This window comes from Arcicella rigui (assembly GCF_034929435.1).
Taxonomy (GTDB): Bacteria; Bacteroidota; Bacteroidia; order Cytophagales; family Spirosomataceae; genus Arcicella; species Arcicella rigui.
Genome location: NZ_JAYFUM010000008.1, coordinates 111,991 through 128,575, shown reverse-complemented (window position 1 = coordinate 128,575; position 16,585 = coordinate 111,991). Strand labels below are relative to the sequence as shown.

Below are 16,585 nucleotides of genomic sequence, written 5' to 3'. Positions count from 1 at the left end.
ATACTTGAAAAACCAATCACTATTTTCTAATCACTACTTACAACAAAATACTTTCAACTTCTTTCCAAGAATGTACTCTTGTAAAATCTTTTACGTGCTGATTGTGCGTAGCATTGAACAAAAGTCCTTTTCCTTCAAAGTTAATAAGATTTTTTTCATGGTCGTCAATGATATAATCGGCTTTAATCATCCATTTATGTCCACAAAAAACCGTATGCGACCAGCCAATGTAAGGGAAATATTTATCCAACCATTCTAATTTTTCTTCCATTGATAAAGGAAATTCTGTGGCAGCCGAAACAATAAAAATTTCGTGTTTGGCATGAAGTTTCTGTACAACTTCTTGTGCATCAGCAATTAAAGGAAGGTCTGCAAAAAAACCTTTTTCCCAAAGCATTCCTCTAACAGTTGAATATTTTTCGTGATACTCTTTATAAATTTCTGGACTGGTATTCAATTGTTCACGAGTAAAATTTGTACCAAGTCTTTTGTTGGTTTCGTTCAATATCTTCAAACTTGTGTCTGCCAAGACATCATCCATGTCGATTAAGATTCTCATAAATAATAATTTAAGGTTTTATACAGTAATTTCAATGCGATTATTCTCAGGGTCTAAAACTACACTTTCGTAGTAGCCATCGCCAGTAGTTCTTGGTTTTCCGATAACGGTAAAACCATCGTTTGCCAAAGTTTCAGTTAATTCATTCACTTTTTCAATACTTCCAACCGAAATGGCAAAATGTACCAAGCCTTTTGTTTGTTGCAAAATATCGGTTGGGATGTCCACCACCGAAGGCGAGTACATGATTTCTAAACGAGTACTTCCTTTCCCAAAACTTAGAAAGTACGATTCAAATTTTGTATTAGGATTTACATATTTTTGATTGGACTCTGCCCCGAAATACTGGCAATAAAACGATTTCATTTTTTCTAAATCAATCGTCCAAATAGCTATATGTTCAATACTCATTTGCGTTTTTTTAATGTTTGGACAAATTTACCGCAATAAAACGCATAATTCAAAATAAATTTTCATTAAATTTGTGAATAATACCGAATAAAACCGCATAAAACCGAAGTAATGCTACGAGAAGAACGTTTGCAAATCATTTTAAAAATGTTGGAAACTAATCAGCGAGTTTCCTCTATTGAATTGGCAGAAATCTTAAATGTTTCTGACGATACCATTCGCCGTGACTTAAATGAATTAGCTGAAGAAGGGCTTTTGAAGAAAGTTCATGGCGGAGCAATTCCCAAGTCGCCAAGTCCGTATAAGCTCAAAGAAAGAATTCATATTGCCCATGAAGAAAAAATAGTTTTGGCAAAAAAAGTACAAAGCTATTTCAAAGACGGACAAGTGATTTTGATGGATAATGGCTCTACCAATATGGAAGTAGCCAAAATGATGTCGCCAGATTTGCGTGCTACCGTTTTCACAACGAGTATTCCAATTGCTCAAATTTTATGCGAACACCCCAATATTGAACTGTTTTTATTGGGTGGAAAAGTATTCAAAGATGCACAGAATACTTATGGAACAGAAGTAATAGAGCTGTTGAGTAAAATGCGAGCAGATGTTTTACTGATTGGCGTTTGTGGGATTCATCACCAAGTAGGAGTGACGATGCCCGATTGGGGCGAAAGCGTGGTGAAAAGAAAAATGGTTGAAGTAGCCGATAAAGTAATTGCTTTGGTAACTGCTGACAAACTAAATACTGCCGAAAACTTTGTAGTTTGTCCGTACTCAAGATTAGATGTGGTGATTACGGGCGAAGGAATTACCGAAGACGCTTTAGCCGATTACCGTGGAATTGGTCCAAAAATTCAATAAAAAAATCGCTTAAAATTGTGATAATCATACAATTTTAAGCGATTTTAATAAAGTAATTTACAAAATTATCTTAAACTTTGATTAATCATCTGTTGCTCAGTTTTTTACACTCAAAAATCTGCACTCCTAATTCAACACTCCTAACTACGGTTTTTCTTTTTCCCCTCTATTCAACTTATTTACCAACATAGTATTAAAAAGTTGCTCGGTTTTGTAAAGCTCCGATACTTGTCGGACATTGAGTACTTTCAGAAATTTACTCATGTACTCTTTTTCTAAATCTACTTCTTTTTGTTTGAGGCTAAGAATTTCTTTTAAATCAGATAAAATTTTATCTTCCGAACTCGTCAAATTTCTGCTTTCTGCCGTGATTTGACGGATGTTTTTCTTAATCTCAAAACGTTTACTTTCAAATTCATTGTAAACCGCCCAGAAGCCTTTGGCTTGCTCTTCCGTAAGGTTGAGGCGATTGGTAATTAAACCTACTTTGGCAGCTCTTATGCGTTCTCTACCTCGGTGATGCTGTTGTTCGTCTTGTGCTTTTGTAGCAAAAGAGGCTATCAAAGTAAAAATGCTGATTAAAATGGCGAATCGTTTCATGGCTTTAAATGTCTTCCTCAAGGTTTTCTAAATCAATACTTTGTATAATGTCTTTATCGTTCAATTTTAAATAATCCAAAAGCTCGGAATCGTTGCTAACTTTTACATCTTCTTCTTCAAAATGTTCGGCAATATCTGATTGCGAAACATCTTCTTGAATCAAATAATTGACAATTTCTTTATTTTGTACTTCCGACAATGCCTCGTTGCTCAAAGCATCTTGTTTGGGCATCCAAGTAAAATAAGCCAAAATAACAATAATTGAACAGGCAGCCAAGCTCGCCCAAGTTCTTTTCATCGACCAAGAAACTAAAGGAATTACTTTAGCTCGCCCAGATGTTTTCGCTTGGATTTGCATCGGGAGGTTCTCAAAGTAATTTTCGGGTACTTTGAAAATGTTCTCTCGTGAGATTTTTTCGATGTCAAATTTATTGTTTTCCATTTGATTAATATTTCAAACCTTTGACAATCAAATTGTCGTAGGGTTTAAGATGCAAGGATTATTTTATTCAGCAGCGTTATTTTTCAAATGTTCTTCTACTTTTTTAACTGCCAAATGATAAGAAGTTTTCAAAGCACCAACCGAAGTACCCGTAATTTCGGCAATTTCTTCATATTTCATTTCATCAAAATACTTCATATTGAAAACTAAACGTTGTTTGTCGGGCAAAGTTAAAAGAGCTTTTTGTAATCTCAGTTGAATTTCATCGCCCGAAATCATGTCGCTGTCTTCTAATTTATTGGCAAGTTCTTCGCTAATATCATTAATCGGCAAGAAAAACCGCCTTTTTTTCTTAGCCAAAAAGTTCAGACATTCATTGGTAGCAATTCTGTACAGCCAAGTAAACAACTGAGCATCGCCTTTAAATCTTTCAAGACCATTCCAAGCTTTGATAAAGGTTTCCTGCGTAAGGTCGTCGGCATCGTCGTGGTCGATTACCATTTTTCGGATATGCCAATACACACGTTGCTGGTACTGACGCACCAACAAGTTGAAAGCATAATTACGACTTTCAGGTTTAGCGAATTTTTCTAATAATTCTTTATCAGTCATTTTAGGCAATGAATAGAATGCTAATTGCAAAATAGGCACAAGTACTAAAATAAAAAAGGCAAAAGCCGAAAAGAATAAGAATTTAGAAGTTTTCCTTCAAAAATCTCAATCTAATTCGCCTTTTGCCAATTTAATCCAAAGGATTAAAAAAATTATGCTTGTTTACGGGCAATTGCTTTTAAAGCTTTCTCAACGATAGCTGCTGCATTCAAGCCATATTTTTCCATTAATTGAGCGGGAGTACCAGATTCACCGAATGAATCTTCAACACCTACGAACTCTAATGGAGCAAGATGATTTTTGATTAATACTTGAGCAATAGAATCGCCTAAACCACCCGCAATTTGGTGTTCTTCAGCAGAAACCGCACAACCTGTTTTGCGAACTGATGCTAAGACAGCTTCTTCGTCCAAAGGTTTAATCGTGTGGATATTAATAATTTCAGCGTCGATACCTTTTTCAGCTAAAATTTCACCAGCTAAGATAGCTTCCCAAACCAAGTGACCTGTTGCGAAGATACTTACGTCTGCACCTTCGTTTACCATCCAAGCTTTACCGATGATAAATTCTTGGTCTGGAGCAGTAAAAATTGGCACAACTGGACGACCGAAACGTAAGTAAACAGGACCTTCGTATTCAGCTACTGCGATAGTTGCCGCTTTCGTTTGGTTATAGTCACAAGGGTTGATAACTGTCATGCCCGGAAGCATTTTCATCATACCAATATCTTCTAAGATTTGGTGAGTAGCACCATCTTCACCCAAAGTTAAACCAGCGTGCGAACAAGCGATTTTAACATTTTTGTTTGAATAAGCTACTGACTGACGGATTTGGTCATACACACGACCAGTACCAAAGTTAGCAAAAGTAGTAGCAAAAGGAATTTTACCACCGATAGTCAAACCAGCAGCGATACAAATCATATTTGCCTCAGCGATACCCGTTTGGAAGAAACGTTCAGGATTTTCTTTGATGAAAGCATCCAATTTCAATGAACCAATTAAGTCAGCACAAAGTGCTACAACATTTGGGTTGGTTTGTCCCAACGCCTGCATTCCAGCACCGAAGCCAGAACGAGTATCTTTTTTTTCTGTGAAAGTATATTTTTTCATTTTTCTATTTTTACTCGACAGTTTCAGTCGAGGCACATTGCTTTAATTTTGTTAAAAAATAATTTGCACTTGGGCAATTGGGATGATTGGCTGCATTTTGAATTGAAAAACCTGAGTTAATCATTTTAGAAGCCATTGGTACTTTTTTAGGAATCCCTCTACCTTTGAATTGTATTAACAAAGCTCTTAAAGTATTAAAAGGAACATTTTCCTTTTCAGGATAATCAAAAGTAAAAGATTGATTAAACAAATGAGTAAGCAAAATACTATCAGCTAAAAACCAAGATTCAATTTGTTTAATTGCAACAATAATATCCTGTTTATCTCTTTCTGTAATTCTTTCTTTTGTTTTGGTAATACATTGGTCATTATCTAAATCGGTAAGAATCACAATTTTTTCAGCTCCCTTTTTGATTAAGTTAGCTTGATGAATAAGAATATTGTGAGGTAGTAAGTTTTTGTTGCCACCTGCATTTATAATCCCTACTGTCACTAAATTTAAATCACGAAGAATAGCTTTGAAATTATCTGAATTTAAAATAAGTGCCTCGGTTTCACCCTCAACAATAAATCCAATCTTTACCACGGCAACCCACCTCCAAGAGTATTGGTTAACCATGCTTCATCCATACTTAATCCATGAAAATCTTCGCCTTTGAATTGCTTGATTTTTGTCTCACCGTTAATTTTGTCAACAGTAATAACTTCATCAGGGCTTAGTTCAGATACCAAAGTTTGCGAATGCGTATTTAGCCAAATATAATGACCCTTTTCTTCACAAGCATATCTAAAAAATCCTACTAATTCTTTTACTACTCTTGGATTTAAGCCATTTTCAGGTTCTTCAATACACAAAAACTGAGGTTCATCAGATTGAAAAACGGCAGTTAAAAGAGCGAGAATATTGAAAGTTCCGTCTGAAATCAAGTTTTTTGTAAAAGGCTTTTTGATTCCTTTTTCATAAATTAGTAAAGTATCGGTATTACTTAAATCACTTGAAATTACTTCAACTCTTTCAAACCCTGGAATGAACAATTCAAGCCATTCTGATATCTCTTCCTTTTTGAATTCATCAAGTAAAATTCGTTTCAGAACTTTTTCAAGATTAGAACAACTAAGTGATAAAAATCTATTATCAATAAGTTTGAAACGTTCTCTACTTAGGTTATTAGGAAAAATAACACAAAAGCTTTCAATGAATTGTCTAAAATCGGCGTAGTTCTGGTACTCAAAACTTTCGCCGTTATCAGGTCTTAAACCACTATGTAGCATTCCAGCGTAAAGAGTAAAGTCTTCAAATTGGAGATTACTACCATCAAAAATTGAGGTACTTTTAGGGACGTTCAAAAAGGAATCTGTTTCTCCAAAAATAGACCGACTAAATTGGTGATTTGATGGGAAACGGAATGAAATTGTTGTAAACTCCAAAGCCTCAAAAATATTACTTTTCCCAGAACCATTTGGCCCTACAAAGACCGTGAATGGATTGGGTTCAATGATTTCTAAATCTGCAATAGATTTAAAATTTTTGATATGTAATTTCTTGATTTTCAAACGAATACTTTGTTTAAGTCGATACTTAATTCAGGAAAAGTAAATGAGTTCATGATTTCATCTTCAACATAAGGACGCTGACCGATGTATTTGCCTGCTTCATTGAGTGTGTAAATCAACACGTTTTTATCAAGCGTGTTTACAATCCAGTACTCTTTTACGCCAGCTTCCTCATAGACTTCAAATTTTTCTCGCATTTCTTTTTTACTGTTTCCGGGCGATAAAATTTCAACAATTAAGTCTGGAGCACCAATACAGCCTCTTTTATCCAATTTAGATTCATCACAAATTACACAAATATCTGGCTGAACCACTGTCATTACGTCCTTCTCGGTTTTCTTATCGAATCTTGGAATTCGTACATCAAAAGGAGCTGAGTACCATTCACATTTACGAGCATAAAAGTATGCGTCAATTTGCCGCCCCAAATTTCGAGAGATAGCTTGATGCTCTCTTGAAGGAGCAGACATTTGACGAATGTATCCTTTTATCAATTCCAAACGTTCAACTATTTGCCATTTTAAATAATCGGCATAAGTATATTGTTTGGTTAAATCGAGTTGTTCTATGCTGGTAATCATTTATTTAGCTATGAAATATTAGTTATGAATTATGAAATCTTAAACCCTTCTTTCTTCTTTTTTTGAGTGATAATGATTGATTTAACAATTTTCAAAAGTGATATTGAATCGTTATAAATCGAATCATTTTTTATTTCTGATTATTAATCAGGTTCATTTAAAAGTCCAAGACAGTATTTTGTTTAGTCACCTTTTTTTGTGCTATTCCTAATTTATAAAAAAATCTAAACCTGATGAATATGTTAAAGTTTATCGCAACAATTTTATCAAATTAACAAATTTTTACTTTTCATAATTCATACCTCATAATTCATACCTCATAATTCATATCTAATCAATAGTCTCCCAAAGTTTCAGGTAACTGAGCTAAAGCTGCGGCTAATTGCTCGTCGTTTGGAGCAACCCCATGCCATTTGTGTGAACCCATCATAAAGTCAACACCAGCACCCATTTCAGTAGTCATCAAAATCATTGTTGGCTGTCCGTTTCCAGAGAAAGCACGAGCTTCAGCTAATACTTTTACAACGTCTGCCATATCGTTACCATTCATTTTCATTACGTTCCAGCCGAAAGCCGCATATTTAGCACCTAAATCACGGTTGTTCATTACTTTATCAGTTGGGCCGTCGATTTGCTGACCATTGTAGTCGATGATTGCTACCAAGTTATCAACTTTGTGGTGTGGAGCATACATAGCCGCTTCCCAAACTTGACCTTCGTTTTGCTCGCCATCACCCATTAAAACAAATACTAAAGAATTGTCTTTGTTCAATTTTTTCGCTTGAGCTGCACCAATCGCTACCGACATACCTTGTCCTAATGAACCAGAAGCGATACGAATTCCTTCAAGGTGTTCGTGAGTAGTTGGGTGTCCTTGAAGACGAGAATTTAATTTACGGAAAGTTGCTAATTCAGAAGCTGGGAAATAACCAGCACGAGCTAATACTGAATAAAATACTGGTGAAATGTGTCCGTTCGATAAGAAGAAAAGGTCTTCACCGATACCATTCATATCGAAAATTTTGTTACCAGATTCATCTGATTTTAGAGTCATTTGGTCGAAGTAAAGACCAACCAATAAATCAGCACAGCCTAAAGAACCGCCTGGGTGTCCAGACTGGCAAGCGTGTACTTGACGAACGATGTCACGACGTACTTGCGAAGCAACTTTTTGTAATTCAGTAATTTCCATTTTTTTTTGATTAATTATTGTATTCTTTTAATAGTGATTTTTGGTTAACTATTCTCGAATAATTTGCGAGGTATGTTCTTTTGTTTTTACTTTTTCGATAATATCGCTAATCATTCCCGTTTCGTCGATTACGAAAGTAGTACGTGCTGTACCCATGTAGGTTTTGCCATACATAGATTTTTCAACCCAAACGCCATAAGCTTCTACTACTTGGTGGTCTTCGTCCGAAAGTAAGGTAAAGCCTAAATCATACTTTTTAATAAATTTTTGATGAGCCTTTTGTCCATCTACACTTACGCCGATGATTTCAAAACCTTTTGACTTTAACAAAGGTAGATTTTCGTTCAAGTTGCAAGCTTGGGCAGTACAACCGGGCGTATCGTCTTTGGGATAGAAGTACAGGATTACTTTTTTTCCCAGAAAATCCGAAAGCTTAATCAGATTTCCGTGTTGGTCTTTTTGCTCAAAATCGGGAGCTTTATCTCCAATAGATAATTTCATGTTCTATATTGTTTATAAAGACAAAAGTTGATGATTTGCCTATACGCCTTTTCGTTTTTTCTTCTTTTTTTCTGAAGCTTTTACTGCTTTAGGATGCTTTGCTGATTTCTTTGGTGATTCCTTGTGCTTAGTTTTCTTGCTTTCAACTTTTTTCACAATTGCACCACTTTGAGCATCAACATCGGTTTGGAAACTACTTTTATTTCCTTGATTATCTTCTAATTCCAACCTTACTTTTCCAATAAACTTTTGGGTAGAATCTTTTTTAACTGTCCAGAGTAAAGCTCTTTTCATGTCATAATCGCTCAGAACGTACTCATCATTCAGAAATACTTTAAAAGTTTTTACGCCTGATAAATTATCTCCAATCCTGAAACTTATTATATCTGGACTTTTCGATACTAAATTCGCTCTGGGTGGAATCGTATCTGTTTGTAAAAGATAATTGCCCAAAGTATTAGCTTTAAAGACAATTCTGTTATCGTTCCATTTGCCTCCTAAAAAACGTTTTTGATTTTTGTAAGAATAATAAATCGCCGTTTTGTCCATTAATTTAGGTTGACTTTCTGGCTGATAGCTTACAGTTATTCCGTTTCTCAAAGGAGTTGTTGCTTGCCCAATGCTTACTTGATTTACGCCTACTGATGTTTCTAAGTACAGCGTGTCATACAAAGTTTTGGTATCAAAAATGACTGAAAGTTTATCCGAAACAAAACTTTGGTTTTGGTTAGGCACAATCATTTTTTGGAGCAACATAGGTTTTTCTAAACTATCAATTAGGATAGATTTCGGTAAACCCTTCTTTAAATCCCAAAGATATACAGCTTCGTTGTTTTTTACGTAATTTATTGCCAGTTCAGCCGAAGTTTTTTCAAAATTCAAAATCGCTATCGAGTTGATTGTCTTTAAGTTACGAGCTTTTATAACTAAAGTGTTATCTACTGTGCTATAATTTAGGCTTAAAGGTAACTTATTTGGATTAACTGTCACAGAGTTTTCTGTTTTTTCTCCTTTAATTTTAAAATTTAATGTACTTCCATTCTCGTAAGCATCCCAAATTTTAATACTAATATCATGTACTTCGCCGTCGTTGATGATTATTTTTCCTTTACCGATTGATGGTTTATAGACGGGCAATTCGTCGTTACCATCATCTTGAAACAATTTCTGAATTCTTTCACCCTCCGTTTTTTCATAAGCATAATCTGTATGCACATTGATGTCGTGTGAAACAGCATTCGGGAATTGCTCCAAATGAAAATAATGTACTTCTTTGCCATCTACAAATAGTTCTGTACAAGTAAGTCCGTTAGAATTATGCGTATCGTTCATTTTATCTACTGCCAATAATTCTAAACCAATTTCACCAATAGCCGAAATCACGGTATTAATGCCATAAGTACCATCAGGCTTTTTTTCTGGACGAAATGCCTTTCTGCTAAATTCTCCGTTTACTCTTGCGTCGGTACTAAGTGTTTTAATAAAAAGTTGTTGAAAAATAGGAGGGACGTTGTCTTTGATTTCCGAAAAGCCAAAATTTAGCGGATTAAGGATATTGTTTTGAGCATCTCTGATTTCAAAATGTAAGTGTGGCCCAGCCGAACCACCTGTATTGCCCGAAAGCCCAATGACATCACCTTTTTTTACAACAAATTCATTCGGCGAAGGCTTTAAGCGGATTTCAAAAGTTTGGCTTTCTAATCTTTTTTTCTTGACATAACTCGCCAAAGGTTCAGCGAAAGATTTTAGGTGACCATATACTGTAATGTATCCGTTGGGATGCGTTAGGAAAATAACATTTCCATAGCCACCCGTTTGTACTCTTACTTCCGAAACGTAGCCATCAGCTGAAGCCAAAACCGACAGACCTTCACGCCCTTGCGTTTTGATGTCGATACCAGCATGGAAATGGTCGGCACGCAAATCTCCCATTCCGCCAGCTAAATAATTTTGTTGTTTAGGGTTTATCGGAAATAAAAAATAGTCTTTCGGATACAAAAGTTGTGTTTTTTGGGCAAAATTTTGGTAGGCAAAAAAACTAAGAATAAGGATAAACGATAATTTCATATTTTGATAAAACACCCTTTAAGAAAGTACTCCTAAAGGGTGTTTAGGTTTACTTAATGTCAAATGATAGCATTTCTTTTCCTTCGATGAAAGCCGTAAGCTTGTCGCCAATATTTACTTTTCCTACACCTGCTGGTGTACCTGTAAAAATCAAATCTCCTGTTTTCAGGGTAAAGTATTTTGAAATTTCAGCAATGATTTCGTTAAAATCCCAAAGCATCATCGAGGTATTTCCTTTCTGACGAGCCTCTCCGTTGACATCCAGATGAAAACTTAGATTTTTTAAATCAGCAAAATTACTTTTTGGCACAAAGCCAGAAATAGGAGCAGAGCCATTAAAAGCTTTGGCTTTTTCCCACGGCAAACCTTTTTCTTTTAATTTAGCCTGTACATCTCTTGCAGTAAAATCAATCCCGATTCCGATTTCGTCGTAATACTTATGTGCAAACTTTGCTTCAATATTTTTTCCCATCTTATTGATTTTCAGAATGATTTCAACTTCGTGATGAATATCATTTGAAAAATCTGGATGATAAAAAGCCTCATTTTCTCTTAAAAGAGCCGTGTCGGGCTTCATAAAAACCACAGGTTCAGACGGACGTTCGTTATTTAGTTCGGCGATATGTTCGGCATAATTTCTACCAATGCACAAGATTTTCATTTTTCTATCTTTTATGAATTTTTTACAAAATTACCCTGAAAATGTAGAAATTTAGAACCTTTTTAGGATTTTTACGTCTCAGATTAAAAATTGCTTTCTTATAAGTAGCAAGGTGAAGTGAATTTTTAGTGCTAAATTTACTCATAGAAGAAATAATCTTAATCCTTAACATCACGATGAAAAAAATTCTTTTTTACGGAGCTATTCTCCTAAGTTCTATTTGGGCTTGTACTCAAGTACCAATTTCGGGTCGTAACCAATTATTATTGGTTTCAGATGATGAAATGAACGCCATGTCATTTACGAGTTATAAACAGTTTTTAGATACGAATAAAGTAGTTCCAGCCAATACTCAACAAGCTGCGATGGTAAAACGAGTAGGCGACAGAATTGCAAAGGCTGCTCAGAGCTATTTCGAGAAAAACAATGCACCTGATTATTTGAAGTCGTATCAGTGGCAAACAGAATTGGTACAAAGTAACCAAGTAAATGCTTGGTGTATGCCGGGGGGCAAGATGGTTGTTTACACAGGTATTTTACCGATTACTGTTAATGAAACAGGTTTAGCCGTAGTAATGGGGCATGAAGTATCGCATGCGATTGCCAAACACGGTAGCGAAAGAATGAGTCAGGGAATGGTTGCTCAAGGTTTATTAACCGCAGGACAAGTTGGTTTGGGTATAGCAATGCAGAATAAGCCAAGTGCTACCAAAAATTTATGGAATACTGTATTCAATGTTGCTGCACCAACTGGGGCTCAGTTAGGAATGTTGGCTTTTGGACGTAACCAAGAGTCGGAGGCAGACCATTTGGGTTTGATTTTTATGGCTATGGCTGGTTATAATCCGCAAGAAGCTGTTTCTTTCTGGGGAAGAATGGCGGCACAATCGGGTGGAGCTAAGGCTTCTGGATTGATGTCGTTCTTATCAACTCACCCTTCAGACGAAAAACGCATCGAAGATATTAAAAGATTAATGCCCGAAGCACTTCAATATTATAATACTTCAAGCAAAAAATAAGCAAAAGGTTAATCATAAAAAAGCCAAGTTTCTATTTCAGAAACTTGGCTTTTTTTATAGCAATTTTTTAAAGACTACATTGCCGCTAAAACTTCTTCTACTTTAGTTGCAGCATCTTTCAATAAAACAGCTGAATATACTTTCAAGCCAGATTCATCAATGATTTTTGCACCTTCAGCAGCGTTTGTACCTTGTAAACGAACAATGATTGGTACAGGAATATTACCGATAGCTTTGTAAGCCTCAACAACACCCGTAGCAACACGGTCGCAACGAACGATACCTCCGAAGATATTGATAAGGATTGCTTTAACGTTAGGGTCTTTCAAGATAATACGGAAACCAGCTTCAACGGTTTTAGCATTAGCTCCTCCCCCTACATCAAGGAAGTTGGCAGGCTCACCACCCGACAATTTGATAATGTCCATCGTAGCCATAGCCAAACCAGCACCATTTACCATACAACCAACGTTACCGTCAAGTTTTACGTAGTTTAAGTCGTTTTTCGACGCTTCAACTTCTAATGGATCTTCTTCAGTAATATCACGTAATGGAATAAAGTCAGCATGACGATACAAGGCGTTATCATCTAAGTTTACTTTAGCATCCACTGCCAAGATTTTATTGTCTGAAGTTTTCAACACAGGGTTGATTTCAAACATTGATGAATCAGTTTCAACATAAGCTTTATACAAAGAATTGATGAATTTTACCATTTCTTTGAAAGCGTCTCCTGATAAACCTAAAGCAAAAGCAATTTTACGAGCTTGGAATGCTTGTAAACCTACTCTTGGGTCAATCCATTCTTTAATGATTTTTTCAGGCGTATGTTCTGCTACCTCCTCAATGTCCATACCACCTTCTGTTGATGCCATGATTACATTACAAGCACGACCTCTATCCAACAAGATAGAAATGTAGTACTCTTTCGGTTCAGTTGGACCTGGATAATAAACGTCTTCCGCAATCAAGACCTTATTAACTTTTTTCCCTTCTGGGCCAGTTTGGTGCGTAATTAATTGCATTCCCAAAATCTGTTCAGATTTTTGGCGAACTTCATCTAAATTTTTAGCAAGTTTTACACCACCGCCTTTACCACGGCCTCCGGCATGAATTTGGGCTTTAATTACGTGCCACTGTGTACCAGTTTTTGCCGACAACTCACGGGCAGCTTCTACTGCCAGTGCTGGTGTATCGACTACGATGCCCTCTTGAATACGGACACCATAACTTTTCAAAATGTCTTTACCTTGATACTCGTGAATGTTCATTTGATACAGTTTTTTATGTCGAAATTAATTCGTTTGCTAAATTACTGACAAACTATTTAATTAATCGTTTTTATTTGGTAAATATTTATAGTTTCTCCACTTTTTTATTCATAAAGAGCATATAATTATTAAAAGCAAATATAGTAATTCCCCATTTTTTATCGTTGTTTTGTCCAACGAATTTAATTGAAACAGAAAAAATGTTAGTAGTTAAAAATATTACCAAGACCTACGGAAATTTAAAAGTTTTAAAAGGCATTGATTTACACATTCAACAAGGTGAGGTTACTTCTATCGTCGGTGCTTCTGGTGCTGGCAAAAGTACGCTATTGCATATTGCGGGTACTTTAGATAAACCCGATACAGGGCAAGTGTTCATCGCAGGGCAAGAAATTACTAATTTGAAAGACACAGCTTTAGCCAAATTTAGAAATGAAAAATTGGGTTTTATTTTTCAATTTCATAACCTTTTAGGCGAATTTACGGCTTTAGAAAATGTATGTATGCCTGCTTATATTGGTGGAAAAAATAAAAAAATCCAAGAACGAGCAGAAGAGCTTTTAGTGATGTTGGGGCTGAAAGATAGAATTCATAATTTGCCTTCACAGATGTCTGGCGGAGAGCAACAGCGTACTGCCGTAGCCCGTGCTTTGATTAATTCACCTTCGATAGTTTTTGCAGATGAACCTTCAGGAAATTTAGATTCAAAAAATGCTCAAGAATTGCATGAACTTTTTTTTAGTCTGCGTGACCAGTTCAATCAAACCTTTGTGATTGTGACGCATAATGAAGAATTAGCCAATATGACCGACCGTAAATTGATAATGCAAGATGGATTGTTGGTGAGTTGATATTGTTTTCTCCCTCGTTTAGAGCTTGGCTTATATTACAAATTAAACGAGGGAGAAATCAATGCTAAGTTCGAGTGAACCTATTTTATGATACTGCTTCAATTTTCCATATTCCTGCTGCGTGAGTTCTTCCTGTTACAGTATCATTAGGCGTTATAGCTTTACACGTAGTTTTAATTGTTATTTTTTCATTGAATTTATACTTTTCATCTTCTTTAAATTGATAGCTTTGCTGAAATGAATAAAGTCCCCATTTATTTTCTGTAATGGTAAAAGTCATGATCTTTTCTTTTCCAACCTCAAATTGAAACCAATCTTTGTATAATCCGTTAGATTGCCATTCCTCGGCTTGATACATTTTTAAATTACTTTGAATTTCCTTTGCTTTTTTGGGCGTTACGGTATTTTTACCATTTTCATTTCTTGTATTTTTATTGTTTTGCCCAATAAAGTATGCTTTAAAATCGCTAAATTTTCCGCACATCAAAAAATAACAATCCGTACCCATAATTAGATGCGAATAAGCCAATCGAAGAACATCATTAAATACTCTTTGATGCTCATCACTACCTTCTTTGTTTGTTTCTACTTTTGCTAATTTGAATTCATATAGCTCAAGTATTTCGCTATTCTCACTTTCTTCAAATATATATTCTTCATTTTGTAAACCATCTAAAATAACTAAATCAACTTTTTTCCTTTTAAAAATCGGATGAGATTTTTCGAGGACAATTTTTTCAATATTTATACCCTTTGAGGTAATAGTATCAGCAATTGGATACCTAAGACTTGCTTCGTGAATTAAGCGTTCTCTACCAATTTTAAACTGGTATCCAAGCCAAAAGCATAAAGAGTCAACAATTGATGCAAATTTTTCGTCAATGACTTTGTTTTTGCTCTCTTTCATCACCATCTTACAAATTATTAGTTATTCTGTGTTTTCGAGGAGTGAATGGTTCTTGTTTCATATCATTAATATCACTAATAATAACTCTCATCCAAGGATTATCTAAATTTGCATCGATTAGTTCGTGATAATCATTATTCCCTACATATTCATTTACTGCATAGTTTAATATTTTAGAAGGGTCAGCTCCACCAGTATAAATAAACACAGCGATTTTCCCTTTTTTATTATTTTCTAAGTCATATTCTGACTCATTTATTGTTAATCCCTCTATGTTTTCCATATTTGCTTTCAGTTTAGTATTTTTAGTCTAAATGATTTTACTCTTAGTTCAAATCTAATAATGAACCCTTAAATACACAACAATCTTGCGGCTCATTTTATTTGTCAAATTAACTTTATTTTACAATCAAAGACGTATTTTACTGAGTGTTAAATCTTCATTTTCAATTTATTATTAGAATATTTTAGAAATAGCCTGAAAAACCTTTCAAAAATGTCAAACATCAAATTAATCATCGAAGAACGACCCAGTAATATTGGTAATTTTATGGTTGGGCGTTTGTTGCCTTTTCGTGAAAAACGAATGGTTGGACCTTTTTGCTTTATCGACCACATGGGACCTGCTAAACTTAGCGACCATGAAAATCTGGATGTTGCTCCGCATCCACATATCGGGCTTTCTACTTTGACTTACCTTTTTGAGGGAAGTATCATGCACCGTGATAGCTTGGGAACTGAGGTGGAAATACAACCCGGGCAAGTAAACTGGATGACCGCAGGTAGTGGCATTGTACATTCAGAAAGAACGCCTGAGTATTTGAGACATTCTGATAAAAATTTACATGGTTTGCAAATTTGGGTAGCTTTGCCCAACGATTTAGAACAAATGTCGCCAAGTTTTACCCATGTTGGCGAAGACGAAATACCTGCTTGGGAAGAAAACGGTATCGCTTTTAAATTGATAGCTGGCGAAGCTTTTGGTAGAAAATCGCCTGTACCTGTTTATAGTCCTTTGTATTATCTTGAATTAAAATCAACAACAGCACAAACAGTTAATATTGGTAGTGATTTATTTGGTGAAAGTGCCTTGTATATTTTGGAAGGAAGTATCAGCAGTGAAGGACATACTTATGAGCCAAAACATATTTTAATTGCTAATGACTCTAAATTATGTTCTTTTGAAATGGCCGAAAATACCACAATTTATATTTTTGGTGGCGAGCCTTTCCCAGAAGAAAGATTTATTTTTTGGAATTTTGTGGCAAGTAGCAAAGCATTAATTGAAGATGCCAAAACAAGATGGATTGCCCAAACCTTCCCGAAAATTGAAGGAGAAACTGATTTCGTACCACTTCCACAATTACATACCGTAAAAAAATAA

At 35.3% G+C, this 16,585-nt stretch carries 20 protein-coding genes; 4 read left to right on the top strand and 16 right to left on the bottom strand.

Going from position 1 to position 16,585, the window contains the following annotated elements; genetic code table 11:
• Positions 1-37: 37 nt before the first annotated feature.
• Both VB248_RS08135 and VB248_RS08130 read right to left on the bottom strand, forming a co-directional pair.
• Positions 38-559: a 5' nucleotidase, NT5C type gene (locus VB248_RS08135; RefSeq protein ID WP_323296260.1), complete on the bottom strand. Its 522-nt coding sequence runs from the start codon at positions 557-559 to the stop codon at positions 38-40.
• A gap of 18 nt (positions 560-577) precedes the next feature.
• On the bottom strand, positions 578-970 hold the full coding sequence (locus VB248_RS08130; RefSeq protein ID WP_323296259.1) for a VOC family protein: 393 nt from the start codon (positions 968-970) through the stop codon (positions 578-580).
• A 111-nt stretch (positions 971-1,081) separates the two neighbouring features.
• On the opposite strand from VB248_RS08130, the gene VB248_RS08125 reads away from it, so the two are divergent.
• Positions 1,082-1,831, top strand: a complete 750-nt coding sequence (locus VB248_RS08125) for a DeoR/GlpR family DNA-binding transcription regulator (RefSeq protein WP_323296258.1) — start codon at positions 1,082-1,084, stop codon at positions 1,829-1,831.
• A gap of 144 nt (positions 1,832-1,975) precedes the next feature.
• Here the strand turns inward: VB248_RS08125 and VB248_RS08120 are convergent, their stop codons facing one another.
• The 11 genes from VB248_RS08120 to VB248_RS08070 all read right to left on the bottom strand — a co-directional run bounded on the left by VB248_RS08120 (position 1,976) and on the right by VB248_RS08070 (position 11,153).
• Positions 1,976-2,431 (bottom strand): Spy/CpxP family protein refolding chaperone, encoded by a 456-nt coding sequence (locus VB248_RS08120; protein ID WP_323296257.1) that lies wholly within the window; start codon positions 2,429-2,431, stop codon positions 1,976-1,978.
• 4 nt (positions 2,432-2,435) lie between these two features.
• Complete coding sequence (locus VB248_RS08115) at positions 2,436-2,873, bottom strand: hypothetical protein (protein WP_323296256.1); 438 nt, start codon at positions 2,871-2,873, stop codon at positions 2,436-2,438.
• A 63-nt stretch (positions 2,874-2,936) separates the two neighbouring features.
• Positions 2,937-3,485 (bottom strand): RNA polymerase sigma factor, encoded by a 549-nt coding sequence (locus VB248_RS08110; RefSeq protein ID WP_323296255.1) that lies wholly within the window; start codon positions 3,483-3,485, stop codon positions 2,937-2,939.
• Positions 3,486-3,637: 152 nt separating this feature from the next.
• Positions 3,638-4,597: a transketolase family protein gene (locus VB248_RS08105; protein WP_323296254.1), complete on the bottom strand. Its 960-nt coding sequence runs from the start codon at positions 4,595-4,597 to the stop codon at positions 3,638-3,640.
• A 10-nt stretch (positions 4,598-4,607) separates the two neighbouring features.
• Positions 4,608-5,216: a hypothetical protein gene (locus VB248_RS08100; RefSeq protein ID WP_323296253.1), complete on the bottom strand. Its 609-nt coding sequence runs from the start codon at positions 5,214-5,216 to the stop codon at positions 4,608-4,610.
• The gene (locus VB248_RS08095) at positions 5,177-6,151 is read right to left on the bottom strand and encodes an AAA family ATPase (RefSeq protein ID WP_323296252.1); all 975 of its coding nucleotides are present in this window, start codon (positions 6,149-6,151) and stop codon (positions 5,177-5,179) included. Before VB248_RS08095 ends, VB248_RS08100 begins: the two co-directional genes overlap by 40 nt.
• Positions 6,148-6,732, bottom strand: coding sequence for a Uma2 family endonuclease (locus VB248_RS08090; protein WP_323296251.1), 585 nt, complete (start codon positions 6,730-6,732; stop codon positions 6,148-6,150). The genes VB248_RS08095 and VB248_RS08090 overlap by 4 nt, the downstream gene beginning before the upstream one ends.
• Before the next feature lie 334 nt (positions 6,733-7,066).
• Entirely contained in the window at positions 7,067-7,924 is an 858-nt protein-coding gene (locus VB248_RS08085) for a transketolase (RefSeq protein ID WP_323296250.1), read from the bottom strand.
• 48 nt (positions 7,925-7,972) lie between these two features.
• Positions 7,973-8,425 carry a thioredoxin-dependent thiol peroxidase gene (bcp, locus tag VB248_RS08080; RefSeq protein ID WP_323296249.1) on the bottom strand — a complete coding sequence of 151 codons (453 nt, stop codon included), beginning with the start codon at positions 8,423-8,425 and terminating at the stop codon, positions 7,973-7,975.
• Positions 8,426-8,464: 39 nt separating this feature from the next.
• On the bottom strand, positions 8,465-10,492 hold the full coding sequence (locus VB248_RS08075; RefSeq protein WP_323296248.1) for a M23 family metallopeptidase: 2,028 nt from the start codon (positions 10,490-10,492) through the stop codon (positions 8,465-8,467).
• A gap of 49 nt (positions 10,493-10,541) precedes the next feature.
• Positions 10,542-11,153: a fumarylacetoacetate hydrolase family protein gene (locus VB248_RS08070; RefSeq protein ID WP_323296247.1), complete on the bottom strand. Its 612-nt coding sequence runs from the start codon at positions 11,151-11,153 to the stop codon at positions 10,542-10,544.
• Positions 11,154-11,329: 176 nt separating this feature from the next.
• Between VB248_RS08070 and VB248_RS08065 the strand changes: the two genes are divergently transcribed.
• Entirely contained in the window at positions 11,330-12,172 is an 843-nt protein-coding gene (locus tag VB248_RS08065) for a M48 family metallopeptidase (protein ID WP_323296246.1), read from the top strand.
• 74 nt (positions 12,173-12,246) lie between these two features.
• Here VB248_RS08065 and sucC read toward each other — a convergent pair whose 3' ends face one another.
• Positions 12,247-13,443: an ADP-forming succinate--CoA ligase subunit beta gene (gene sucC, locus VB248_RS08060; RefSeq protein WP_323296245.1), complete on the bottom strand. Its 1,197-nt coding sequence runs from the start codon at positions 13,441-13,443 to the stop codon at positions 12,247-12,249.
• A 200-nt stretch (positions 13,444-13,643) separates the two neighbouring features.
• Here sucC and VB248_RS08055 point away from each other — a divergent pair, with 200 nt between their 5' ends.
• Positions 13,644-14,294: an ABC transporter ATP-binding protein gene (locus VB248_RS08055; protein WP_323296244.1), complete on the top strand. Its 651-nt coding sequence runs from the start codon at positions 13,644-13,646 to the stop codon at positions 14,292-14,294.
• An 85-nt stretch (positions 14,295-14,379) separates the two neighbouring features.
• Here the strand turns inward: VB248_RS08055 and VB248_RS08050 are convergent, their stop codons facing one another.
• Positions 14,380-15,201, bottom strand: coding sequence for a hypothetical protein (locus tag VB248_RS08050; protein WP_323296243.1), 822 nt, complete (start codon positions 15,199-15,201; stop codon positions 14,380-14,382).
• Between the two features lie 7 nt (positions 15,202-15,208).
• Positions 15,209-15,484, bottom strand: coding sequence for a hypothetical protein (locus VB248_RS08045; RefSeq protein ID WP_323296242.1), 276 nt, complete (start codon positions 15,482-15,484; stop codon positions 15,209-15,211).
• Positions 15,485-15,697: 213 nt separating this feature from the next.
• Between VB248_RS08045 and VB248_RS08040 the strand changes: the two genes are divergently transcribed.
• Entirely contained in the window at positions 15,698-16,585 is an 888-nt protein-coding gene (locus VB248_RS08040) for a pirin family protein (protein ID WP_323296241.1), read from the top strand.